Annotated in this window: 25 protein-coding genes; 12 read left to right on the forward strand and 13 right to left on the reverse strand. The window is 68.8% G+C overall.

Annotated elements, in window-relative coordinates; genetic code table 11:
* Window positions 1–120: 120 nt before the first annotated feature.
* Entirely contained in the window at window positions 121–693 is a 573-nt protein-coding gene (locus GPX89_RS15075; protein WP_328601844.1) for a mycothiol transferase, read from the reverse strand.
* Window positions 694–747: 54 nt separating this feature from the next.
* Between GPX89_RS15075 and GPX89_RS15080 the strand changes: the two genes are divergently transcribed.
* Both GPX89_RS15080 and GPX89_RS15085 read left to right on the forward strand, forming a co-directional pair.
* Window positions 748–1,185, forward strand: coding sequence for a GlcG/HbpS family heme-binding protein (locus GPX89_RS15080; RefSeq protein WP_198347440.1), 438 nt, complete (start codon window positions 748–750; stop codon window positions 1,183–1,185).
* Window positions 1,182–1,394, forward strand: coding sequence for a hypothetical protein (locus tag GPX89_RS15085; RefSeq protein ID WP_157388017.1), 213 nt, complete (start codon window positions 1,182–1,184; stop codon window positions 1,392–1,394). The genes GPX89_RS15080 and GPX89_RS15085 overlap by 4 nt, the downstream gene beginning before the upstream one ends.
* On the opposite strand, the gene GPX89_RS15090 is transcribed toward GPX89_RS15085, so the two are convergent.
* Complete coding sequence (locus GPX89_RS15090; protein WP_157388018.1) at window positions 1,395–2,234, reverse strand: NAD(P)H-binding protein; 840 nt, start codon at window positions 2,232–2,234, stop codon at window positions 1,395–1,397.
* 234 nt (window positions 2,235–2,468) lie between these two features.
* On the opposite strand from GPX89_RS15090, the gene GPX89_RS15095 reads away from it, so the two are divergent.
* Window positions 2,469–3,653, forward strand: a complete 1,185-nt coding sequence (locus GPX89_RS15095; RefSeq protein WP_157388019.1) for an NAD(P)/FAD-dependent oxidoreductase — start codon at window positions 2,469–2,471, stop codon at window positions 3,651–3,653.
* A 364-nt stretch (window positions 3,654–4,017) separates the two neighbouring features.
* Here GPX89_RS15095 and GPX89_RS15100 read toward each other — a convergent pair whose 3' ends face one another.
* Complete coding sequence (locus tag GPX89_RS15100; RefSeq protein WP_157388020.1) at window positions 4,018–5,244, reverse strand: site-specific integrase; 1,227 nt, start codon at window positions 5,242–5,244, stop codon at window positions 4,018–4,020.
* Between the two features lie 52 nt (window positions 5,245–5,296).
* Between GPX89_RS15100 and GPX89_RS15105 the strand changes: the two genes are divergently transcribed.
* Entirely contained in the window at window positions 5,297–5,683 is a 387-nt protein-coding gene (locus tag GPX89_RS15105) for a hypothetical protein (protein ID WP_198347441.1), read from the forward strand.
* A 110-nt stretch (window positions 5,684–5,793) separates the two neighbouring features.
* Here GPX89_RS15105 and GPX89_RS15110 read toward each other — a convergent pair whose 3' ends face one another.
* Window positions 5,794–6,225 (reverse strand): nitroreductase/quinone reductase family protein, encoded by a 432-nt coding sequence (locus tag GPX89_RS15110; RefSeq protein WP_198347442.1) that lies wholly within the window; start codon window positions 6,223–6,225, stop codon window positions 5,794–5,796.
* A 56-nt stretch (window positions 6,226–6,281) separates the two neighbouring features.
* Window positions 6,282–6,476 (reverse strand): hypothetical protein, encoded by a 195-nt coding sequence (locus GPX89_RS15115; RefSeq protein ID WP_157388021.1) that lies wholly within the window; start codon window positions 6,474–6,476, stop codon window positions 6,282–6,284.
* A gap of 111 nt (window positions 6,477–6,587) precedes the next feature.
* Here GPX89_RS15115 and GPX89_RS15120 point away from each other — a divergent pair, with 111 nt between their 5' ends.
* Window positions 6,588–7,454, forward strand: coding sequence for a class II glutamine amidotransferase (locus GPX89_RS15120; RefSeq protein WP_157388022.1), 867 nt, complete (start codon window positions 6,588–6,590; stop codon window positions 7,452–7,454).
* 3 nt (window positions 7,455–7,457) lie between these two features.
* Here the strand turns inward: GPX89_RS15120 and GPX89_RS15125 are convergent, their stop codons facing one another.
* The 4 genes from GPX89_RS15125 to GPX89_RS15140 form a co-directional block, all read right to left on the reverse strand.
* Complete coding sequence (locus tag GPX89_RS15125; RefSeq protein ID WP_157388023.1) at window positions 7,458–8,255, reverse strand: HugZ family pyridoxamine 5'-phosphate oxidase; 798 nt, start codon at window positions 8,253–8,255, stop codon at window positions 7,458–7,460.
* 21 nt (window positions 8,256–8,276) lie between these two features.
* The gene (gene dinB / locus GPX89_RS15130; protein ID WP_157388024.1) at window positions 8,277–9,506 is read right to left on the reverse strand and encodes a DNA polymerase IV; all 1,230 of its coding nucleotides are present in this window, start codon (window positions 9,504–9,506) and stop codon (window positions 8,277–8,279) included.
* A 100-nt stretch (window positions 9,507–9,606) separates the two neighbouring features.
* The gene (locus tag GPX89_RS15135; RefSeq protein ID WP_157388025.1) at window positions 9,607–9,834 is read right to left on the reverse strand and encodes a hypothetical protein; all 228 of its coding nucleotides are present in this window, start codon (window positions 9,832–9,834) and stop codon (window positions 9,607–9,609) included.
* Between the two features lie 142 nt (window positions 9,835–9,976).
* Window positions 9,977–12,010, reverse strand: coding sequence for an ArnT family glycosyltransferase (locus GPX89_RS15140; protein ID WP_407939391.1), 2,034 nt, complete (start codon window positions 12,008–12,010; stop codon window positions 9,977–9,979).
* Window positions 12,011–12,096: 86 nt separating this feature from the next.
* Here GPX89_RS15140 and GPX89_RS15145 point away from each other — a divergent pair, with 86 nt between their 5' ends.
* Window positions 12,097–13,320, forward strand: a complete 1,224-nt coding sequence (locus tag GPX89_RS15145) for a serine hydrolase domain-containing protein (protein WP_157388026.1) — start codon at window positions 12,097–12,099, stop codon at window positions 13,318–13,320.
* 110 nt (window positions 13,321–13,430) lie between these two features.
* Here the strand turns inward: GPX89_RS15145 and GPX89_RS15150 are convergent, their stop codons facing one another.
* Complete coding sequence (locus GPX89_RS15150) at window positions 13,431–14,867, reverse strand: RNA-guided endonuclease InsQ/TnpB family protein (protein ID WP_157388027.1); 1,437 nt, start codon at window positions 14,865–14,867, stop codon at window positions 13,431–13,433.
* Between the two features lie 383 nt (window positions 14,868–15,250).
* On the opposite strand from GPX89_RS15150, the gene GPX89_RS15155 reads away from it, so the two are divergent.
* Genes GPX89_RS15155 through GPX89_RS15170 form a run of 4 tightly spaced genes read left to right on the forward strand, consistent with a single transcriptional unit; the run spans window position 15,251 to window position 18,308 of the window.
* Window positions 15,251–15,670: a YciI family protein gene (locus tag GPX89_RS15155; protein WP_157388290.1), complete on the forward strand. Its 420-nt coding sequence runs from the start codon at window positions 15,251–15,253 to the stop codon at window positions 15,668–15,670.
* Window positions 15,671–15,681: 11 nt separating this feature from the next.
* Window positions 15,682–16,962: an RNA polymerase sigma factor gene (locus GPX89_RS15160; RefSeq protein WP_157388028.1), complete on the forward strand. Its 1,281-nt coding sequence runs from the start codon at window positions 15,682–15,684 to the stop codon at window positions 16,960–16,962.
* Between the two features lie 51 nt (window positions 16,963–17,013).
* Window positions 17,014–17,964, forward strand: a complete 951-nt coding sequence (locus tag GPX89_RS15165) for a MerR family transcriptional regulator (RefSeq protein WP_157388029.1) — start codon at window positions 17,014–17,016, stop codon at window positions 17,962–17,964.
* Complete coding sequence (locus GPX89_RS15170; protein WP_328601845.1) at window positions 17,961–18,308, forward strand: thioredoxin family protein; 348 nt, start codon at window positions 17,961–17,963, stop codon at window positions 18,306–18,308. The genes GPX89_RS15165 and GPX89_RS15170 overlap by 4 nt, the downstream gene beginning before the upstream one ends.
* Before the next feature lie 40 nt (window positions 18,309–18,348).
* Here the strand turns inward: GPX89_RS15170 and GPX89_RS15175 are convergent, their stop codons facing one another.
* Window positions 18,349–18,687 (reverse strand): hypothetical protein, encoded by a 339-nt coding sequence (locus GPX89_RS15175; protein WP_157388030.1) that lies wholly within the window; start codon window positions 18,685–18,687, stop codon window positions 18,349–18,351.
* Window positions 18,688–18,710: 23 nt separating this feature from the next.
* Window positions 18,711–19,430 carry a MerR family transcriptional regulator gene (locus GPX89_RS15180; protein WP_328601846.1) on the reverse strand — a complete coding sequence of 240 codons (720 nt, stop codon included), beginning with the start codon at window positions 19,428–19,430 and terminating at the stop codon, window positions 18,711–18,713.
* Window positions 19,431–19,492: 62 nt separating this feature from the next.
* On the opposite strand from GPX89_RS15180, the gene GPX89_RS15185 reads away from it, so the two are divergent.
* Window positions 19,493–19,957, forward strand: a complete 465-nt coding sequence (locus GPX89_RS15185) for a DUF6194 family protein (RefSeq protein ID WP_157388031.1) — start codon at window positions 19,493–19,495, stop codon at window positions 19,955–19,957.
* Between the two features lie 4 nt (window positions 19,958–19,961).
* On the opposite strand, the gene GPX89_RS15190 is transcribed toward GPX89_RS15185, so the two are convergent.
* On the reverse strand, window positions 19,962–20,198 hold the full coding sequence (locus tag GPX89_RS15190; protein ID WP_157388032.1) for a hypothetical protein: 237 nt from the start codon (window positions 20,196–20,198) through the stop codon (window positions 19,962–19,964).
* A 198-nt stretch (window positions 20,199–20,396) separates the two neighbouring features.
* On the opposite strand from GPX89_RS15190, the gene GPX89_RS15195 reads away from it, so the two are divergent.
* Window positions 20,397–23,249 carry a PQQ-binding-like beta-propeller repeat protein gene (locus GPX89_RS15195; RefSeq protein WP_157388033.1) on the forward strand — a complete coding sequence of 951 codons (2,853 nt, stop codon included), beginning with the start codon at window positions 20,397–20,399 and terminating at the stop codon, window positions 23,247–23,249.
* Window positions 23,250–23,262 lie beyond the last annotated feature (13 nt).

Below are 23,262 nucleotides of genomic sequence, written 5' to 3' on the forward strand. Positions count from 1 at the left end.
TTCAAGACGAATCCGGTTGTCCCACAGCAGCAGTGCACCCGGGCAACAAGATCAGGGAGCTGTCAGCGACGCGAACCCGACGACATTCCGCTCTGACAGCTCCCTGATCTCGAATTGTGTTCAGAGGTGCGGGGAACGGGGGCGCCAGCCCGGGGGTGGGTCCTCGCCGACACGGCCGTCGATGGATTCGCGCAGGAGGTCGGCGTGGCCGGTGTGGCGGCCGTATTCCTCGATGAGGTCGCAGAGCAGGCGGCGCAGGCTGAGGTGGTGGCCGCCGGGCCAGGCCAGGTGGACGAGCTGGTCGGGACCGCCGGTCGCCAAGGCGGCATTCAACTTCGATCGGGAGCGGGCGACGGTGGTGTCCCACAGCGTGTAGAGGTCGGCCGGGGTATCGGTGGCGGCCGAGGTGAAGTCCCACTCGGGGTCGGCGTTCCAGTCGACGCCGTCCCATGGCGGGCTGACGGGCGCGCCCGAAAGCTTGCGCGTGAACATCTCGTCCTCGGCGCGAGCCAGATGCTTGAGCAGACCACCCAGGGTCAAGGCGGACGCGCCGATCCGGGTGTTCAGAGCGGGCGTATCGAGGTCGTCGGCTTTCCAGCGGAAGGTGGTGCGGAGCCGCTCGAGGGCACCGATGAGGTGTTCGGCCTCGGTGCCCGCCAGGGGTGGTTCCCACGGCGTCGCGCTGTCGGTCACATCGCCACCGTAGAGTGCGCGCGGCCGATTTCGTTGTCGCAGTACAGTATTGCCATGGCTGTGACTCCTCGACTACCCGGCCTGACCTTGGCCGACGCCGATCGGCTGGTGGCCGCCGCCCTCGACGTCGGCGCCGAACGCGGGTTCCCACCCCTCGCCGCGGCCGTCGTCGACGTCAGCGGCGCGGTGATCACCCTGCGCCGCGCCGACGGCGGGATGCCGATGACCAGCCGTATCGCGGTGGCGAAGGCGCGCACCGCCCTCGCGACCTTGGGGGCCTCGGGCGGCGTGCAACTGCCACCCGCCATCACCGGCAGCATTCAGCACCTCACCGGCGGGGATTTCATCCCGCACGCGGGCGGGCTGCTCGTCACCGACGACGACACGATCCTGGGCGCGATCGGCGCCTCCGGCGCGATCGCCACCGAGGACGAGCAGGCCGCGCGAGTTGCCGTGGAGCGCTGGCACGAATCCCGCCTTCGCGCATCATGAACGATCGGCCGGAGTTCGCCGCGGGCGATGTCGTCTATTTCCCGGAGGGGCCGTTCAGCGGCGTGTGTGCCGTCGTGCGTTCCGTGGACGCGCGAAGAGCGGAGTTGCGCATCGACTTCAGCGAAGGGCTGACCCACCGCGAGGGCGGTGTTCTGCGCGAACGCCGACACAGTTTCACCGTTGCCTTCGACGAGGTCGAACTGGTTTAGCTACCGGTCGCCGCCGTCTCGAGCGAAGGCATCGGCGTGAATCGTGGCCCAATGCCGGAAGGTTCGCGGGGCGCGACCGGTGACCTGCTCCACGGTGGGTCTCACGATGGACTCGTCGACTGCGCCGTTGACGTAGAAGTCGAAGAAGGCATCGACGTATTCGACGGGTGTGGTCTTCAGCATGTCGGCGCGCGCCTCCTCGTCGCTGAGACCCACGCACCGCAGGTCACGGCCAAGGACTTCACCGAGAATCGCGATCTGATCGGCGGGCAGCAGGGATTCCGGCCCGGTGGGCCACAGGATTTCACCGCGCAGCCCGGGATCGGCGAAGGCTCGCGCCGCCACCGCCGCCAGGTCGAAGGCATCCAGATTCGCCGTCCGTACCGTCGGGAACGGTACGCGCACGGTGTCTCCGGCCCGGAGCTGCGGCAGCCAGCGCAGCGCGTTGGAGTCGAAAGCGCACGGGCGCAGCATCGTCCATGCCGCACCGCACTCGGTGACCTCCTGCTCGGAGGCCATCATGTAGCGGCTCACGGCGTTGCCGGTGTCGCCGGTCGCGGCCGAGACGCCCGACAGCTGGACGATGTGCTCGACCCCGGCCTTGGCCGCCGCGTGCGCGATTCCGGGGTAGCCGGGCAGCAGGAACAGAGCCCGCACCCCGTCGAGGGCCGCGGCCAGGTTCTCCGGCGCGGTCATATCGCCCGTCACCGCCTCGACATCGGCGGGCAGTCCGGCCTTCGCGGGGTCGCGCACCAGCGCCCGCACCGGCTCCCCGCCACCCGCCAGCGCTCGCACGAGTTCGGCCCCGACATTGCCGGTCGCGCCCGTCACCAGAATCATGTGTGCCCCTTCGCTTTCGGCCCAGGTTTCGCGATATCGGTTCCAGCCCACCGTATCCCCAGGAGAGAGCGCCGGTCGAGCGATCGTGAGTCCGATCTGCCCGGCCCGGTGCCGGTGTCGATCTTGGTGGGCGGGGATCGGATCGACGATCGGGCGCGGCCTCGCGCACGGATGTCACACTTCCGGCCCGATCGGTGTCTATGGGTCGACACCGGAACGGGCGAAGGAGCGGACATGACCGAGAACATCGAAGTCGTCGTGATCGGGGGCGGGTACGCGGGCGTGATGGCCGCCAACCGCCTGCGCATGCGGGAGGGCCTGTCGGTCACCGTGATCAATCCGCGGCCGCGGTTCGTGGAGCGGATCCGGTTGCACCAGTTGGCCGCCGGCAGCGGAGCGGCGGTGGCCGAGTACGACGAGGTGCTCGGCCAGGGCATCCGGTTGATCGTCGACGAGGCGGTGGAAATCGATGCGGTGCGGCGCAGTGTGGCGCTGCGGAGCGGAGGCAACGTGGCCTACGACTACCTCATCTACGCCGTCGGCAGTCACGGCGCCGCCCCGACGGTCCCCGGCGCGGCCGAATACGCCTACGCCCTGGCCGAATTCGAGCAGGCCGAGCGGCTGCGCGAGGCCCTGGCCGTCACCGATCCCGCCGCACCGGTGACGGTGGTCGGCGCCGGTCCCACCGGCATCGAGACCGCCGCCGAGCTGGCCGAGGCCGGTCGCACGGTCACCCTGGTGTGCGGTGGCCTACTCGGCCCGTACCTGCGGACACCGGCCCGCCGCTCGGTCGCCCGCCGGCTGACCGGGCTGGGCGTCACCATCGTCGACGGCCCGCACGCCAAGGTCGCCGCCGTCACCGCGCACACCGTTGTCCTCGGCGACGGCCGCGAACTGCCGAGCGCGATCACCGTGTGGACCGCCGGTTTCGGTGTCCCCGACCTGGCCACTCGCAGCGGCCTGAGCACCGACGCCCTGGGCCGCCTGCGCACCGACGAAACCCTCACCAGCATCGATGATCCCCGCATCCTCGCCACCGGCGACGCCGCCGCGCCTACCGACCACCCGCTGCGCATGAGCTGCCAGGCCGCGATTCCGCTCGGCGTGCACGCCGCCGACACGGTCCTGAGCCGTCTCGCCGACGCCGAACCGCCCCTGCTGAACATCGGCTTCGTGGGCCAGTGCATCAGCCTCGGCCGCCGGGCCGCCACCGTCCAACCGTCCCGCCTCGACGACACCCCGATGCGCTTCTACCTCGGCGGCCGCCCCGCCGCCTCGATCAAGGAGGCCGTCTGCAAGAGCACCGTCTGGAGTCTGCGCCGCGAAGCCCGCAGGCCCGGCTCGGCCTTCACCACCAAGGGCGGCAAGCGCCAACAACGGCTGGCCGCGACGAATCCCGTAGCGCCGCTGGTGAAGTGACACGAGGCCGCGCGCCGCAGGACGGGTCGAAGCGCGGTAGCGGACCGACCAGTCGTGCCAAGGCCGCGACCTTGTGTGCCTACCGGCGCGCTCGAAATGACCGAGGCCGCCGGATACGCGAAACTCGTTGGCACCGGCGGAACTTCGCCGCCGGATCCGGGCACTTCGCGGCGCATTGCGCGCGGCATCGTGCAGGGCGTGCAATCGTGCGTCACCGGCGGCTCGCTTCCGACTCCCCGCTGCCGGTTATGTCGCATGCTCTCCGGTGCCCAGCGGTGCGCTGGGCAGCGCATGCAGTGCCGGGCTGGTGATGGTCCGGACGTCTTCTCCGCGGCGTCCGGGCCATCATCGGGGCCGGAGCTGGTCAGAGGCCGAGTTTGGTTACGGCGTTGTCTTCCAAGGGGTTCGCGGTGCGAATGTAGCCGTGGACGGTGCGAGGGTTGGACCAGCGGCCCTGGCGCATGATTTCGCGGTCGCTGGCGCCGCCGAGAGCGGCCTGGGTGGCGAAACCGGCGCGCAGGGAGTGGCCGGAGAACAGGGTGGGGTCGAGGCCGGCGCGGGCGGCATAACGTTTGACCAGCTCGGCGACGGCGCGGCCGGACATGGCGGTCGGGGCGATGCCGCCGTGGCGTGAGATCGACGGGAAGAGCGGGAGATCGGGGGCGGTGAGGGTGGTGCCGGTGAAGCCGTGACAGCGGTGGATGCGGGGGTCCGGGGGCGGGGTGGCGGTGAGCCAGGCGCGCAGGTCGGCGGTGTGGGCCTCGCGCAGGCGGGTCCAGTCGGCGAAGGCGCACACGGGGCAGGTGTGGGGGCGTTGGCCGCGGGGCAGGGCGACGCGCTGTTCGGTGACGCCGGTGGGGTCGGTCTTGGTGGTGGGCAGCTGGATCAGCAGCAGCGGCTCACCGGTGGCGTGGTCGGTGGTCACCGTCACGTCGGCGATGCGTAGCGCGGCGATCTCGCTGCGGCGCAATGCCCCCGCGAACCCGACCAGCAGGAGCAGTGTGTCGCGACGCCGTGCCGGTTCGGTGGGCCAGCCCGGTTCCGGCACCTCCGCGAGCAGCTGATCGAGGGTGTGCAGCAGCACCGGGCGCTTGCGTTTGGGCTGGCTGCGCCGAGTCCGCCGGATGCCGCGCAAGGTCAGCCGCACGACGTCGGCGCGAGTGGGGGAGGGCAGCCCGTTGGCGGCGTGCACCGCCGCCAACGCGGCCGCCTTGCGCTCCAAAGTGGCCGCGCTGAAGGCCCATTCGCCGTTCTCGCGCCGCGCGTCGGCCGCCGCGGCCAGATACACCGCCACATCGAGCGGATCCGCCGGCAGCGCCTGCCGCGACTCGGCCGCACACCAGGCCGCCCACGCGATCCAGTCGGTTCGATAGGCGCGCAAGGTGTTCGCCGACTGCGACGCCTCCAGATACCGTCGCAACGAACCGGCCTGCACCTCGTCGAAGCGATCCCGCACCAGCCGTAATGCCGCCGCGTCCACCAGCACACTGCGCACCCCGCGCCGCAGCTCGCCGCGCACCTCCTCGGGCACCGCGATCACCGCGCCCTGCTCGACCGGCGACTGCGGGCTGTCCTGCGTCGGCTCTGCCATGCCTCGACCTTAGATTGATCATGTGTTCCCGTTGCAGCAGACTCCGATTCACGTGTCCGACCGAACACTCGACGACCTCCGCCGGCGGCTCGAGTCGACCCGCTGGTACGACGACGACGGCAATGCCGACGCCGGATGCGATGTGGGCTCGCTGGTCACCGGCCAACTCGGCCACAAGTATGCCGACGCCCTCTACGGCATCCATATCGGCTCGGGCCAGCGCCTGGGCATGTTCAACGGCGAACGCGCCTGGGACATCACCGGTGGCCGCCCGATCCCCGAGGGTCTGCCCGAGGACGTGCACGCGCGAATCATCGCCCTGGAGAAGCGATTCGCCGTGCACGTCACCGCCCACGACCACGGCGGACATTTCATCCCCTGGGAGATCCCGGCCGAATGGACCGACGATCTCCGCCGCACCTTCCGTGGCCGCCGCTAGCCCCGAGCCACCCTTCCCGCCGGGCTTGCCGAGTGATGGCTCGCGGTCCGGCGGGCGGTGCCGGCAATCGTGTCAGGGGGCTTTCCACGGTCGTCGGCGTGGTGCGGGTTTCAAGCCGAGGTCACGGCGGGTGTCAGCGCCACGACGGGGATTTCCCAGTCGAGTTTCGCTTGGAAATCGGCCAGAAACGGCGAAGCCACCAATTGCCGCTGCCAGAGCTCTGCGCGCTCGTCTCCGGTCACGATCTGGGCGGTGACGGGCCAGGATTCGGTGCCCACCTCGATCGTGGCGGCCGGGTTTGCCAGCAGGTTGTGAAACCACCCGGGCCGCGTCCCGCGGCCGCCATTGGCCGCGAACACCACCACGCGCTCACCGTCCTGCTGATAGGCCAGGGGCCAGGTGCGCGACACCCCGGTGCGAGCCCCGAGGGTGGTGAGCAGCAACAGCGGGGTGTCGGCGAACTGTCCGCCCACCCGGCCGCCCCCGGAACGGAATTGCTGGATTATCTTTTCGTTCAGCCGCTGACGTGCAGTATCGGTCACGTGCAGTCAAACCACTGTGCCGCGCTGGGCATTCCGTGACCGGGCATCCGTTTGCCTCAGTGCTGCAGCCGCCATGCCGCGTCCGGTTTCGGAAGCGGCCAGTTCCAACCGTATTTGCACCGCAGCGCCAGCAGCTGCTGGCGTCGGGCGCACGACTGCTCGGTGTCGCCGTCGCCCTCGATACAGTTGCGGTGGATCCACATCATGGCCTCGACCGTGCCCGAGAGGCGCATGGCGTCATGCTCAGGCATACGATGATGCTTGAGCACAGACGGCGTGTCCGACATGGCCCAATCATCCCTCACCCGAGCCGAGCTGTCGTGTGGTCCGGTCGCCTTCGCCTCTTGCGAGAGGAGTCGTTCATGTGCCGTCTGTTCGGATTATCGGCCGCGCCGCATCGGGTGCGAGCCACTTTCTGGCTGTTGGACGCGCCCGACAGTCTCTCCCAGCAAAGTCACCGCGAACCCGACGGCGTCGGTTTGGGCACCTTCACCGCCGCGGGCGCGCCACTGGTGGAGAAGCAGCCCATCGCGGCCTACGAGGATCGGCTGTTCGCGCGGGAGGCACGCGAACGCGAATCGCGGACCTTCGTCGCACACGTGCGCTTCGCCTCCACCGGCGGGCTGACCGCGCGCAACACCCATCCGTTCGAGCAGCGCGGGCGGCTGTTCGCCCACAACGGGGTGCTGCACGGGCTCGACGAGCTCGAGGCCGAACTCGGCGAGTACCGCCGACTCGTCCACGGCGACACCGACTCCGAACGGTTCTTCGCCCTCATCACCGAACGCGTCGACCGGCACCGTGGCGACATCACCGCAGGCATCGCCGACGCGGTCGCGTGGATCGCCGACCGGCTACCGATCTACGCGCTCAACCTCGTCCTCACCACCGCCACCGAACTGTGGGCGCTGCGCTATCCCGACACCCACGAGCTGTACGTGCTCGAGCGCGCCGCCGGTGGCGCACACGGCGATCGGCATCTCGACCACAGCGGCCGCACCGGCATCCGGACCCGTAGCGCCACCCTCGCCGATTACCCCGCCGTCATCGTCGCGAGCGAACGCATGGACGACGATCCGGGCTGGCGGCCAGTGGCTTCGGGTGAATTGCTGCACGTGGACGGGCGTCTGCGGGTGCGGTCGCAGATCATTCTGGATGGCCCGCCCCGGCGCCTGCTCACGCTCGCCGACCTGGACGCGCACGCCGCCGCCTCGCAAACGGCGCGCTGACGGTCACCCCTCCCGGGAGGCGCGCGTCAATTCGACTGTCGCCGCCCGCAATTCGCCGATGCTGTCCAGCGGCGCCAGATAGCCGATGCGGGTCACCGCGATCCCGCGCGGCGTGGTGACCCGCAGATCGAGGCCGTAGCGGTCGGCGCGCTCGCACACCGCCGCGGTCGCGTCCGGGTAGCCGCCGCGGGCGTGCGCCATGGCAAGCAACGCGTCGGCGTGATCGTCGTTGAGGTGCGCGATGGCGCGGGCCGCGGCAGGAATGATCGGATCGGCTGTGGCGGCGGTGTATTCCTCGGCGGTCGCCGAATCCATGCGCCCGTAACCGCCCACCCAGCGGGCGCGCTGCACCCGCAGCACCCACACGGTGAAGTCGCTGAAATCGATGTAGTACTTCGCGGACGGCACCGCGGCCAGATGAGCCTCCCGCGCCGCGACGGCCTCTTCACCCTCGGGCCGCTCCGCGATGCCCGCCAACGTCAATCGGGTACCGGCCAGCGGATCCGAGGGCAGCTCCGGCGCGACGATGGAGACGCTCGCGCGCGGATCGGCGGCCAGATTCCGGCCGTGCTCGGCCAGCCGCGAGACGCACAGCACCGGCTGCCCCGCCAGCAACCCGTACGTGACGAAACTGGCCCAGGGTCCGCCGTCGGGGGAAAGCGTCGCCAGGGTGGCCGTATTCGTCGCGGCCGCAACGGTTCTGGCCTCATCGGCCGGGGTCGGCCGGGTGGTGATCGCGATCGGGGTCAGCGGCGGGGGAGTCGAGGGCGCATCGCCCGGGTCGCCGTGGTCGAGAGCCATGGGCACAGGCTACCGCGCGGTTCAATCGGGAAGGATCGGCACCGAGAGCCCTTCGCCCCGGCGCAGCAGCGCGGCGCGGGTGACCGTGCCCGCGCCGAAGCGGTCGCGCAATGCGTCCAGGGTCGAATCCAGGGTGGACTCCGCGCGCGTCTCGAGCGGCAGCGACAGCTGCATGCTGTCGGCATTGTCGAGGTTGGTCAGCGACAGCCCGATCAGCGTGAGCCCACCGCGCTCGTGGATCAGCGGCTGCGCGGTCTCGAGCAGGGTGCGGGCCGCGCCGAGGATCACCGTGCCGCGGTCGGTCGCCTCGGGCAGCGTGTGCGAGCGGGTGGCGCGCCCGAAATCGTCGAATCGCATGCGCAACACCACCGTTCGGCAGACCCGCCGAGCCGTCCGCAGCCGGTGCCCGAGCCGATCGGCCAGCCCGTGCAGATACGCCTCGAGCTCCTCGTCACTGCGCTGCCGCCGCCCCAGCGCCCGCTGCGCCCCGATCGAACGCCGTCGCCGCCCGGTGTCCACCCGCCGCGGGTCCCGCGCCCAGGAGAGTGCATGCAGATGCCTGCCGACCGCGGGTCCGAGCACCGCCGCCAGCGGCCCCTCACCCATCTCCGCGAGCTGCCCGACCCGGGTGATTCCCCGTTCGCGCAGCTCCCGCGCGGTCACCGCGCCCACACCCCACAACCGCTCCACCGGCAGCGGGTGCAGAAACTCCAATTCCTCGTCCGGTGGAACCTCCAGCAGCCCATCGGGTTTGGATACCGCACTGGCCACCTTGGCCAGAAACTTCGTCCGCGCCACCCCCACCGATATCGGCAACCCCACCTCCGCTCGCACCCGAGCCCGCAACCCCCGCGCGATATCCACCGGCGCCCCCGCGATCCGCCACAACCCGGCGACATCCAGGAACGCCTCATCGATCGAGATCCCCTCCACCTCCGGCGTCGTATCCCGGAAGATCTCGAAAACCCGCTTACTGGCCTCCGAATACGCCCCCATGCGAGGCGGCACCACGATCGCGTTCGGACACAACCGCACCGCTTCCCGCACATTCATCGGCGTCCGCACCCCGAACGCCTTGGCCTCATAACTAGCCGCCAGCACCACCCCGCCCCCGACGAGCACCGGCCGCCCCCGCAATCGCGGACTGTCCCGCTGCTCCACCGACGCATAGAACGAGTCCAGGTCAGCATGCAGAATGGCCGCCCGCTCCGAGCGGTCTGGAATGCTCCCCAAAGGTCCGGACACGAACATATGTTCGCATACCCGTTGGTCTGATGCGTCGAGCTCCCTTGATCCGACGCGGTGAGCCCCGTCCTGTTCCGACGCCGGGGTCGATCGTGCCGGTGCCGAGCTAACCGAGGGGGATGGTCCAGCCCGAGCGGTCGTCGCAGAAGAAGAGGCAGCCGGGGAGGCCCTGGTCCGGAAGCACATTCGAGGACGGCGGGGCGGTGCACAGCATGACGCAGGTGCCGGCGGGCAGGCCATTGCCCGGTTGCGGATAGTCCGGATTCACGGCGGAGCCGAGGGCGATTGCCGGGAGGAGCGCCGCCGCCGCGCCGAGGACGGTGAAGACAGCCATGGCCAGGTCGTGCCCATGCGGTTCGGCGATAAACGCGTACCGCGGGCCGGTCGGGGTGTAGGACCAGGACGGCGGCGCCCAGCCGGATTGACGAGACTCGTTGGGGTGAGCCGTGATCCGGGGGCGCCGCCGTGCGGTCGGGTCAGTGCGGTGGTGCGGTCAGGTCGTAGACGGCCAGTTCACCGAACTTCTGGGTGGACGTGTAATGCGCCGAGACCCAGTCGAAGATCTCCTTGTTGCCTGCCGGATGCCACACGCCCGGCTTCGAGTCCGTCGGCGTGGCCGTGTTCCCGGGTTCGGCGGGCTTGGGGTCGGTTCGCCAGGAGTCGGGCAGCGTGATCTCGGGGACCAGGTAGTAGGTGATCTGGTGGTCGCGGACCATCTGCTGGAACTGCGGCAGTGTCGGAACCGGGTCGGCGGAGGTGAATCCACCGATCGCCATCACGGAAGTGCGGCTGGCCAATTCGAGACCGGCCGCGGGGGAGGAGCGATCGATGGCGGCCGACCACTTGGTCTGGGTGGTCTGCAGCAGCGCCACCAGTTTCGGATCGGTCTGACCGCCGAAGAGCCTCTCGAGCTCCTTGCGGAACTGATCGGCGGGCCCGGGCTTCTTCGTTCGCTCCGGACCCACGACCGGGCTGCCGCCGACGTGCGACTGCGGCAGCGTGGCCACCGCGTACGCGGTCGAACCCGACAGCCCCGCGATGACACCGGCGATGATCAGCACGGCGGTCACCCGCTCACGCGCTCGCCCGAGGCGGGCGGTCGGCGGCAGGGTCAGCACCACCAGCCCGAGCGCCACGATCACGGCGACCGCCAGGATCGTCCACCGCAGCCACGGCTGCCAGCCGGAATTGCGTTGCAGCAGCACGAAACCCCAGATGCCCGCCGCGAGGACCAGCGCCGCGCCGCCCACCCGGCCGAACGCCTCGCCCCGGCGTCGCCACAACTCGTGCACGCCCAGCGCGAAGCAACCGGCGATCGCCGGTGCGATGGCCAGCGTGTAGTAGGCGTGCATGCCCGACTTCATCCCCGCGAACAACGCGCCGTCGATCACCAGCCACAGCCCGAACACCAGCGCCGCGCCGCGCAGCAGGTCGGTGCGCGGCCGGCGTCCCCGCGACACCAGCACCAGCACGAATGCCAGCAGCGCGGCGGGCAGCAGCCACGAGATCTCGAATCCGATCTCACCGGTGAACAACCGGTCCGGGCCGTTGCCGAAACCGCCGGGCCCGAAACCGCCCTGCTTGAACGCCTCGGGAATCTGATACCCCGCCGGCAGCTCGAACGGATTGGTCTTGCTGCCGCCCATGTGGTTCTTGCCCAGGTAGCGGGCGAACCCGTTGTAGCCCAGCACCAGATCCATGAACGTGTTGTCCTTGGATCCGGCCAGGTACGGGCGCGAGTCGGCGGGCCACAGAATCGTCAGCAGCACAAACCAACCCGAGGACACGATCAGCGCGCCCAGCGCGGCCAGCGAATGCAGCAGCCGGTTGCGCAGCGTCGTCGGCGCGACGATCACATAGGCCAGCCCCAGCGCGGGCAGCACCATCAGGCCCTCGAGCATCTTGGCCAGGAACGCGAATCCGAGTGCGACACCGGCCAGCACGACCCATTTCAGGCTCGCGCGCGGCAATGCCCGCACGATGCAGTAGGCCGCCGCGGTCATGAGCAGCACCATCACCGCGTCCGGATTGTTGAACCGGAACATCAACGCCACCACCGGCGTCACCGTGAGCACCAGGCCCGCCAGCAGTCCCGCGCCGCGGCTGAGCGTCACCCGCGCGACCGCGCCGTACATGAGCGCCACCGCGCCGACGGCCATGATTGCCTGCGGTGCAAGCATGCTCGCACTGCTGAATCCGAAGATCTGGCCCGAGAGCGCCATCACCCATTGCGAGACCGGCGGCTTGTCGACGGTGATGAAGTTGCCCGGGTCCAGCGACCCGAACAGCAGCGCCTTCCAATCCTGTGACCCGGACCAGACCGCCGCCGCGTAGAAGCTGTTGCCCATCGCGTTGACGGTGATGTTCCAGAGATAGGCGACGGCGGTGCCGACGAGCAGCAGCGCCAACGCGAGCCGCTCCCAGCGGCGCGCAGGTGAGAGCTCTCCTGAGGGCTCTATGGGAGGGGTGGTCGGTTCGGACGGGGCCAACTCGGCAGTGGTCACGCTCACCGCGGGAGTGTGTCTGCCCAGCCGGTGAGGACCCTGGCTCCAGGCTGGGAGATTCCTGTGAACCGTGATCTCCCTATGCTGGTCCAATGAGCCCAGGTACGACAGCGCTGGTGCGGATCGGCGCGGACCTCGACGCGGTGACCACCCGCGGACCCGAATCCGATCCGGCCGACTCGGGTCTGACGCCCGGCGATATCGAGGCGATCTGGCAGTCGGTGCAGGACTGGTACCGGATGGGCACCACCCCGGCCATCCAGGTGTGTCTGCGCCGACGCGGCCATATCGTGTTGAACCGGGCCATCGGGTACGGCTGGGGCAATGCGCCCAAGGATGCACCCGATGCCGAAAAGCGTCTGGTGACACCCGATTCGCCGTTCTGTGGATTCTCCACCGCCAAAGGTGTTGCCGCGGCGCTGATGTTCATGCTCATCGAGCAGGGCGCGTTCGCGCTGACCGATCCGGTCAGCGCGCATGTTCCCGAGTTCTCCGGTCATGGAAAGGACCGCATCACCATCGGCGATGTGCTGTCGCATTCCGCCGGTGTCCCTTTCATCACCGCGCCGCATCGAGGCGCGGAGATGGTCCTGGACGAGGAGCTCGCCGTGCAGGGGCTGGCCGATCTGGTGCCGAGCTGGCCGCCGGGCCGATTTCGCGTCTATCACGCCATGACCGGCGGCCTGATCCAGCGCCTGCTGGTGCAGCGCGCGACCGGCAAGTCGATGCGCGAGCACCTGCGTGAACAGGTCCTCGAGCCGCTGGGGTTCCGCTGGACCAACTTCGGGGTCCGGCCCGAGGACGTCGACCAGGTGGTCCCCAGCGTGAAGGTGGGTCCGGGACCGTCGAAGGTGTGGCGGCATCTGGCCGGGCGGGCCCTCGGCGGCGGTCTGTCCGGGCCCACCGATGAAGCGGCCGCCCGGGCCTTCCTCACCGCCGAACTGCCCTCCGGCAATCTCGTCACCACCGCGGTCGAACTGTCCCGCTTCTACGAAATCCTCGTCCGCGGCGGCGAACTCGACGGGGTTCGCATCATGCGCCCCGAAACGCTGGCCGCGGCAACCCAACCGGCGCCCTGGCTGCCCGGCGTGGCCGGTCGGGTGTCGGTCGCGGGCTATGAGCTGGGTGCGCGCCGCTCGAAGTTCGGGCGCGATACCGAATCGCATTTCGGCCGTAGCGGTCTGACGACCCAGTACGGTTGGGCCGACCGCGCCCGCGGGCTCTCCGGCGCGATCCTCACCAGCGGCAAGGCGCAGGCCGATGCCGCGCGGCCGACTCGTTTGGTCGCCCAGATCTCGGAGCTCACACACCCGTGAAATAGTGTCGTTTCGAAAACGGCGCGATCGGGAGAAAACGCTTGACAACGTGTCGAGTAACCCCCTTGTTGATGGGTTGTTCGGCACCGCCCTTCTCGGGCGTCCTCGACTCACACCGGCAATGCTGCGGTGTGAGTGTCGGTTCCCGCGTCTACCGGGCCGGTTCCACCGACACCACTAGAGTGTCGGCCAGCGCCTTCCCGTCGGCGAGCTTTGATGACCCGGCCCCCTGCTGGGAGGTCCGGGGATCGTGAAACGTCTTGCCGTGCAGCCGCCCACTCCGCGAGGTTGATCGCGGCGTTCAGGTCCCGGTCGGCGCGAAACCCACACCCACAGACGAACTGTCGATCCGACAGGGTGAGGGCAGTATTGATGGTGCCACACGCCGAACAGCGTTTACTCGACGGGTACCAGCGATCGGGGGTGACTACCTCGCCGCCGCGCCACTGTTGTTTGTAGGCCAGCAGCCGCGCGAACTCGCCCCATCCGACGTCGCTGATCGCGCGCGCCAACCGGCGGTTGCGCAACATCCCCGCCACGTGCAGGTTCTCGATGACAAGCCGGTCGTGGGTCTTGACCAGCCTGTTGGTGACCTGGTGCAGGAAATGGCGACGTACATTCGCCACACGATGATGATGGCGCGCCAGCCTGGCGACGGCACGCTCGCGATTGCGTGATCCTTTCTCCTTGCGGGTCACCGCCTTCGACAACTTTCGCAACTGCCGCAGACCGACAGCGAGAGGCCTCGGTTGACTATCGATGCGGTCGGTTTCGCTGCCGTCAGCGGTGGCCGCGACCACGAACGTCGACAAGCCCCGGTCTACCCCCACCCACCCTTCACGGTCCTCGGAGTCCCGACGGCGGTGTTGGTGAGCCGAATGCAAGTCCGCGGCCTCACACGTCACGCTGATCGACCAGCGGCCCAGTTTCTCGGTCACGGTGACCGACAAGATCTTGGCCCGCCCGCTGGCAAGGAGACGACGCAGCCTGCGGGTGTCCTCACATAAGGCCAACATCCCGATGATGGGCAGGGTCACCGATCGTGGAATTTCGTTGTCGCCGACCCGGATCGACGGACTCCCACCGGTGCCGTATTTGTTGCGCAGTCGAAACGACGCGGTGGCGCCTTTCTTACTCTTGAACCGTGGAAACCCGACGCGAGGGCCGCGGCGTTTGCCGTTGCGGGAATTGGAGAACGCGGCCAGCGCGCGCCCACAGTCGGAGGCAGCCTCTTCGAAAACCTGCTGGCTCACCTGCTTGCGCCAGGCCAGCCCTGTTACCACGATCTCTGCTGGTCCGTTTGAGCCCGCCGCGAAGACGCGTCCGGCAGCCTCAGTCTTCTTCCACCGGTTGAAGGTGTTGATCAGGTCGAACCTTGTCCACGGCACCGCGTGCTCGGGGTCGCCTTCATGTTGCGTGAGAGCAGTTTTCACTATGCCAAGGCACTGGTTGAATGCGAACCGCGCGGCTCCGGCATGGCGGGCGAGCGCCGCTGCCTGCTCGACCGTAGGGTCGAGACGATAGCGGAAGGTGGTGTGCCTGCTCATCTCCGCGAGTGTGGCACACACCACCGACACCAACGGTGTAGCGATCGGCGGCTCCTCAATCTTCGTCCAAAAGGGCGTGCCGCAGCCGCCGTAGCCAAACCCATCCTGTCGGTTTCGGGTACTGCCCCGACCTCACCGCCGCCCTGATGCACGGCGCGGAAACCTACCTGCGGCTGTGGGAAACCGTCCGCCCGTAGCCCTTCCGGCCCACACGGCTCTCCGATCGGAGGCTGGTATCGGCCCCTGACCATGCCTTTCGTCTCGAGTGACCCACATCACAAGGTCGGATGTCGATCTTTTTCGCGGCCGTGTCGATCCGGCGAGGGGCTGTTCGACCTTGGTGTGAGAGGGTCGGACGGCGACCCAGGATTTGGAGGATGACCATGAAGTACATGCTGATCTGGCGGGCCACCGACGAGGGTAATGCGGCGATGGCCGGGGCCGATTTCGAGAAGGTGCTCGAATCCGTCGGGCGCTACAACGACGAACTGATCCGGGCCGGGGTGTTGCTGGCCGCCGAGGGGCTGGCCGATGCCGAGGAGGGTGTCGTGGTGGACTTCGAGTCCGAGCCGCCGCTGGTCACCGACGGGCCCTACGGCGAGACCAAGGAGCTGTTCGGCGGCTTCTACATCCTGAACGTGGCGTCCAAGCAGGAGGCCGTCGAATGGGCAAAGCGCGCACCGTCTTTCGGTGCCGGGTTCAAGACCGAGATCCGGCGGGTCACCACCATCGACGAGTTCCCGCAGGACAACGAGTGGATCCAGAAGGAACGCGCGTGGCGCGAATCCACCGGGCAGCTGTGAGCCGCTGACCCATGGTCGACTCCACCGGTCGCGCGGCAGTGGGCGCGGTGTGGCGCATCGAATCCGCCCGGATCGTGGGCGCGCTGGCCCGCTATACGGGCGATTTCGCCCTCGCCGAAGACCTTGCCCAGGAGGCTCTCGCCGAGGCCTTGGTGACCTGGCCGCGTGACGGTGTGCCCGGCAATCCCGCGGGCTGGCTGCTGACCGTCGGCAGGCGGCGGGCCATCGACGCCTTCCGGCGCCGGGCCACCCGCGACGACCGGTACGCCGCCCTCGCCCGCGATCTGGGCGAGGGCGGGGCGGCCACCGGCGGCCCACCCGCGGAAACGCCCGGCGCGGAACCGCTCTGGGATCCCGGCCAGATCGACGACGACGTGCTCGCGCTGATGTTCGTGTCCTGCCATCCGGTGTTGTCACGCGAAGCTCAGGTCGCGTTGACGCTGCGGGTGGTCGGGGGTTTGACCAGTGACGAGATCGCCCGGGCCTTCCTGGTGCCGACGGCGACCGTGCAGGCTCGTATCACCCGCGCGAAGAAAACCCTTGCGGCGGCGCGGGTTCCGTTCGCCGTGCCCCCGGCCGACGAACGCCGGGCCCGACTCGCCTCGGTGCTGAGCGTGCTCTATGTGATCTTCACCGAGGGCTCGACCGCCACCTCCGGCGAGAACCTGATCCGCCTGGACCTGGCCGCCGAAGCCCAGCGGCTCGCCCGGGTGCTGGCCCGCCTCATTCCCGGTGAACCCGAGATCCACGGCCTGCTGGCCCTGCTCGAACTCACCGCCGCGCGGTTCCCCGCCCGCACCGACGCGAGCGGGCAGCCGGTCCTGCTCGAGCATCAGAACCGGCTGCGCTGGGATCGCGCCGCCATCGGCCGCGGCCGGGCCGTCCTCGCGCAGGCGGCCGAGGTCGGGCGAGGTCTGGGCGCCTACGGGCTGCAGGCGTCGATCGCCGAATGTCACGCCGTCGCCTCCTCGGTCGAGGACACCGACTGGGATCGCATCGTCGTGCTCTACGAGGCCCTCGCCCGCCTCGCTCCGTCTCCGATCGTGGATCTCAACCGCGCGGTCGCGGTCTCCATGGCACAGGGCCCGAAGGCCGCGCTGGCCATTGTGGACGAGCTCAAAGCCACAGGGGCACTGCCGAATTCGCATCTGCTTCCCAGTGTCCGCGGTGAACTGCTGGCACGCATCGGCCGCGCCGACGACGCCCGGACCGAATTCGAACTGGCCATCGACCTGTGCGGCAACGACCAGGAACGCGCCCTGCTGAAGGGCAAGCTCGCCGACCTGGATTGACGGCCGCCCGGCTTGACCTTGCCCCCGGGGGCAGCGTTTAGATTCGGCGCTATGCGGATTGGTGAACTCGCTCGACTGGCGGACGTCAGTCCGAAGGCGATCCGGCGGTACGAGGCACTGGGTTTGGTGGTTCCGGCCCGGCAGGCCAATGGTTACCGCGAATACGACGACGACACGGTCCGGCTCGTGCGCGAGATCCGGGTGCTCAACCGGCTCGGAATCCCGGTGGAGGAGACCCGCCCGTTCCTCGAGTGCCTGGTGGCCGGTGGTGAACACGGTGACGACTGCCCCGAATCCCTGGCCGAATACCACCGGGCCATCGACGATCTGACCGCTCAGATCGAGCTGCTCACCGCCCGCCGCGACGGCCTGGTCCAGCGTCTGCGCGAGGCCGCCTACCGGCGCAGCGTCGCCACCCCGGCACCGGAGGTCGACGATCTGATGACCCTGCCCCGGGATCTGGTGGTACCGGTCGATGACGGTGCCACCGCACACCTGCCGGGACTGCGGATGCCCTCGCTGGCTCTCGGCGACACCGACGGCGCGCGCATCGATCTGGCGGCGCTGGGCACCGGCCGCACGATCATCTACCTGTATCCGCTGACCGGCCATCCCGACGCCGATATCCCCGTCGGCTGGAACGAGATCCCCGGCGCCCGCGGCTGCACTCCGCAGGCCTGCGGCTTCCGCGATCACTACGCGGAGCTCCGCGCGGCGGGAGTCCAACACCTCTACGGCCTGTCGAGCCAGACGTCGCTGTATCAGCGCGAGGTCGTCACCCGCCTGAGCCTGCCGTTCACGATGCTGTCCGACCCCGATTTCCGCCTGGCCGACGAATTGTCGCTCCCGACATTCGAATTCGACGGCACACGCCTGTACAAACGTCAGACGCTCGTCATCCGGGACGGGGTGATCGAGCACGTCTTCTACCCGGTATTTCCCCCTGACCAGCACGCGGGACAACTGCTGCGCTGGCTACACGACAACGAGGTGACCCCGTGACCGCACACCACTCCGAGACGGCGATAGCAGCCATCACCGACGACACCTTCGAGCCCATGGTGCTGGGGCATCCCGGCCTCGTCCTGGTGGATTTCACGGCCGAGTGGTGCCCGCCCTGCCGCATGATCCGTCCGGTTCTCGACGCGATCGCGAGCGAACGATCGGGCACGCTGACCGTCTACCAGATCGACACCGACGAAAACCCCCGCACGGTAGCGGAATACCGGATCCTGTCACAGCCCACGCTGATGCTGTTCCGCGACGGCCGTCCGCTGCTGACCCTCGTCGGCGCACGCTCCAAGACGAAGCTCCTCGCGGAGATCGACGCGGCCTTGCGGGACTGAACCCCGCGATCCGCGCGTCCCCGGTTCCGAGTCGGCCTCGCTACAACCGGTCGCGCGCTGCGGCGAACCATGCCTGGGTATCGACCAGACCGGAGGCGATTTCCTTGCGAGCCCCTTGGAACCCGTACAGCTCCCCGGCGAAACGGGTCAGGATGGAGCCTTCGGGCTCGTCGAGTTCTTCCAGGACCGCTCTGTCGCCCAGCAGGTACGCGACGGCGGCGCACTCACCGGCGGTCCACGACTCGCGATAGGCGTCCCATCCGTTCTGCCTGACCGCGCGCCCGCGCTCGACCAAATCCGTCTGCAGGGCGGCGCGTTCGGTTTCGGAGGGCTGGCGTGCTTTGAGGTGGTCCCAGCTGACGCGAGGGGTATCGGACATGGGGATGAGTATCCTCCACCCGATCATTGCGATCGCAGCGCCAGCAGGGTGTGGAGTTCGGCGGCGGCCGTGAGCAGCGCGCGGGAGCGGGCCTCGATCGCCGCGTCCCGGGCGGCGAGGCGGGGGAGGATGTCGGCCCAGCGTTGAGTGGCACGCAGCTCGGGGAGAAGCAGCCGCAGTGCCGGGATGCCGTAGCCGGCGCGGCGGAGCTGGTAGGTGACGCGGGCGTCGCGCACGTCGGCGGGTGTGTAGGTGCGCGCGTCGCGGGCCTTACCGCGGCCCGGAGTCACCAGACCCATGGCGTCCCAGTGGCGCAGGGTCGAGGGGCGGATGCCCAGAGCCTCGGCCAGTTCGGAGATGGTCATCGAATCCGAGACGCGGACATCGGCGATCGGCTCGTCGCCGATGGCGTGTACCGCGGCGCGGGTGGCCTCCAGGTCGCGGCGCTCCGCATCGAGCCCGGCGTGGGCGGCGTCCAGGAGTGCCAGCATCACGGCGGGGGAGTCTCGATGTGCCGCGCGCACAATGACTTTGGCTTCTATCGGGCCCACTCCGGCCGCGAGGGCGCGATACGCCCGTGCCGACACGACATGTATCCGGCGGTAGGTGCGATACCCGGCCGGCGTGCGGGTCGCGGCGGGCAATACCTCATCCCGCTCGAGATTGCGGATCTGCTGGACCGAATAGCCCGACAGGCGTGCCACCTCGGCGGTGCGCAGTGACTCCGAGTTGCGACTTTCCACGCATCCACCTCCCAGTTTGCTGCCCAACCCTCCACAACCACTTCAAGATGACGATAGAACTCATGGAAATCGACGAGATCACCGAGTACATCGAATCCCTGGGCGGCGTCCTGACCCTCGCCCCCGGCCCGGACAGCGGTTTCCCGGAAATCGCCTGGGGCGACAAGTTCTTCTACTACGCCCCCGACGGCCAGATCCCCACCCGAACCCAGCCCTTCGCCACCATCGTGACCAAGAACTACCCCGACGACACGACCTCCGACCTCGACCGGCCCGACGTCTTCCGGCTCAACATCAACCCGGGCCGCGACGCCTTCCTCACCCACCTGGGCTACCCCCCTCGCAACACCGCCGACCATCCCGTCGACGCGAGCAAACCCGACACCTGGATTCCGCACCCGGTGTACGCGAGCGCCGGTTGGGTCGCAGTGGTCGCTCCGGGAGACGGCACCGAATCGACAGCCAAAGAACTACTGACAAGGGCACACAGTCGTGCCCGATCGAACTACGACCGCCACGCTGACTGACCGATCATCTATCGGCGACCTCGAGCCGAGCCGCGAGCTCGGCGCGATGCAGGAAGCCTTGCAGCGCTTGCGATTCGGAGCCCGGACGCCACGCGAGCACCGTGGTGACCGGCTCCGCATCCGGAACCGGCTGGATGCCCGCCCACAGCGAAGAATCCGTTGACTGGGAACCGATTCGAGCCAGAAGGCCGAGCCATATGCGGTTGCCCGACGGCGGACCGGTGTGTACGGTCGGCCGCATGACGAAGAGAATCGAGACCGTCTCCGGTCGATGACCGAGCGGGACGAGCGCAGGGCGCTCGCACCGCGATCCCGGCGGTGGACGGATTTCGCAGGGCGTAAGTCCGCCTTGATATCCACACTGCGGGACTTGCTCACGGACACGTCGATGTCGCCTCGGGAGTTCCGGAACCGATGTAGCGGGCTGACTGTCGACCGTGTGGTTCTGTTCCACGTACTCGACGAGCTATCGCTCGAACCATCGGCGCGGATCCGCGAGACAGCGCGGTTGCTGCTCGAGAACAGTGCGCACCATGCATCCCTGATGGTCGGACTCGGCCTGTTGCGGTCGAATGCCGAGCAGGCGGATATCGAGCTCATCAAGGCTGCCGGGCTGCGGGGTAGGACGGATTGGGTTGCGATCCAGGTACTCTCGACGATCCCAGGTGCCGCGCGTGAAGTGATCTGGCTTGCCGAACAGACCCGGGGTTACATGCGGGCGGTGGCGGCGGAGCTACTGGTGGCGGATCCCGATCCGGTCGTACGCGACTGGGTGTTGTCGACGCCGCGGAAGCTGCTGACGAATTGGCTGGCGCGTCGGATTGCCGAAGGGTACGGGCTGGCCGAAGCGCTCCAGCGGCCGGATGTCGATGACAAGGTGTGGGATCGAGCCGGAAACCTGCTGCTCGCGATAGCCAGCACGTGCGGCGGCCGCTGCGAGATCGGGCGGTATTCGGAAGCGGTTGAGGCGTATTCGTGCTGGGTCGCCGCCGCGCCAGCGCGGGAGCCGTCGCTGGATCGCGCCGCGCTGCTCGTCTCGATCGCGGAGGACCTCTATACCGGTGCGGGAGCGCTCGCGGTGGGCTCGCACCGTCAGGCTCTGGTCGGCCGTATCGAGAACCTGCTGTCCTCTCGACCCTGGACCGAGCTGCTCGAGCGCGCCGCCCACTCTGATGAGCCGGACGACGCCGCGCGAGCGGCCTGGGTGCTCGGCTACGAGATCCCGACCGGATTCTCGACACAGCGGTTCGCCGTGCGGATTTGGATCCCTGATCCGGCGACGAACTCCATCTCCGAAGCCGAGGCCCGAATCGTCATTGACGGAATGCCGGTGGTGGCTGGATCTTTCGATCGAGGCCCGGCCGGAAGTCCCGAGGTGATCGTCGGCAGCGGTCGGCTCCGGGCCACGGCCGAGCCTCGAGAGGTCCGGTTGGCCGAAGCGATCTGCACTGAAGGCTGTTGCGGCGCAATGCATGTCACGATCGTGAGGGATGGTTCCGAAGTCGTCTGGAGGAACTGGCGCACCCCACAGCCCGGAGGAGCGCCCGCGGAGGTCCGATTCGATGCGGACGAGTACGACGGCGAAATTGCGCGCGCCGAGAATGAATTTGCTGAGATCTGGGGGAGCTCCGACTCTATGCACGATCCGCTCACTGTCCGCCGTGTACTCGGCGACCGCCCTTTTGTCGAGATCGGTGACCCGACGACGGTAGCCGTCAACCAGGCGGGTGACCTCGTCGCCGTGGGTGGCGACCTGGGGCATCTGCAGTGGTCCGGTTCGGCGACCGCCGACACCCGGTGGCGACGGTACCGGGTGGGCGTCTATGGCGCGCAGGACCTTCGGTGCCGGTGGGTCGTGGAGACCCAGCGGCCCGTGCATGCGGCGGCCTTTCACCCGACACTGCCCGTCGTGGTCGTGGGGACCGGGGCGTACGACGGCGGCTACTTCTTCGAGGGCGAGTTGCTCATCATCGACCTGAGGTCAGGCAGGTCGACCTCGGTACTCCGCGGGAGCCGTGAGTGCTTACACGTCGAATGGGCGAGCGATCGGGTGTTGAGACTCGTGGTCGCGCCGCCGGACGATTTTCCCGACGGGCAGCACGACGCCACAGCCCGCTCCTACGCGTTCTCCGTGGCCATCGAACGGCCCGACTGGAGTGAAGTCGCTGAGGGCTCGGTGCACTCCGACGAGTTGCGCGGGCCACGGATCGAGTTCGACCGGCTCGCAAGAGAAGCCGTGACGAGTCGAAGCATCGAGGCGTTGGCTGCGTTGACCGGGAAGCCGTGGGAACCGCGCTTGCACGTGCGGGATGTCCAGGAGCTACCGGACGGGCGAGTGCTGGCGTGCGCGGAGGGCGTTGTGGCCGAATCATGGCTGCCCGACGGGCGACTGGAGTGGCGCGTACCAGACGAGGAAGGCGGCCGGCAGATCGTGATCCGGGCCGGTCAGCGCGATGCCTGGGTCAATGTGGAGCGGGGGCGATGGCACTGGGAGGGCAAGGAACGGGTCACCGATTCACCGCTCGTGGTCCGGATCTCGCTGGCGGACGGGACAGTGCTCGACAGTCTGCACCCGGACGCCGCGGTCACCCTCGCCACACGCGACGACGGTTGGCTCGCAATGCGTTCCACCGACTCGCAAAGCCAGGGATGGCTGGATTTGATCCACCCCATGGGGCAGGCCCCCGAGATGCGTGTGCCGATCGGAGGGTTCGACGTCTTCAATCATCCGTTTCCGATCCGGCACAGTCAGCAGTTGTTGTTCCTACGGGGCCGCGAGGCGGAGAAGCCGTGGAAGGACAAGCGTGTGGTCGCCGTCGACCCGGCCGATCGCGACTCCGCGGTGCGGGAGCTGTTCCCGCTCGAGTGGGACACCACACGCGCGGGACACCTTTTCGGTGGACCCGGGATAGAGGTGTGCAGTCTCGGGAACCGGGACCTGGTGCACGCCGGGGCCGTTCACGACGGCGCCGGCCTGCTGCCCGGCAATGCATTCGTGGTCCGTCGGAGCGGCGTGTACAGATCGCCACGATGGGTTTTCAAGGCCGATTTTCCCGTTACCGCTCTGGACGGGGACGAGGACACCGTCTACGTGGCCTTCAATTCCGGTGAATTGGTGGCCCTCCGCACCGAGGACGGGACCGTGCGATGGCGGCAGCACCTGGAGGTCGGCGGTCAACCCGCTGTGCCGCTGGCACTCTCGCTCACGGCAACCGGGCGGCTGCTGATCGGAACCGTGGACGGACGAATTCTCGACTGCTCCCTCGGCTCGGCGGATCTCGCCACACAGTGAAGCGGTCGGTGCG

Origin of the sequence: Nocardia terrae, assembly GCF_009760405.1 — a bacterium.
In the GTDB taxonomy this organism is placed as follows: Bacteria; Actinomycetota; Actinomycetes; order Mycobacteriales; family Mycobacteriaceae; genus Nocardia; species Nocardia terrae.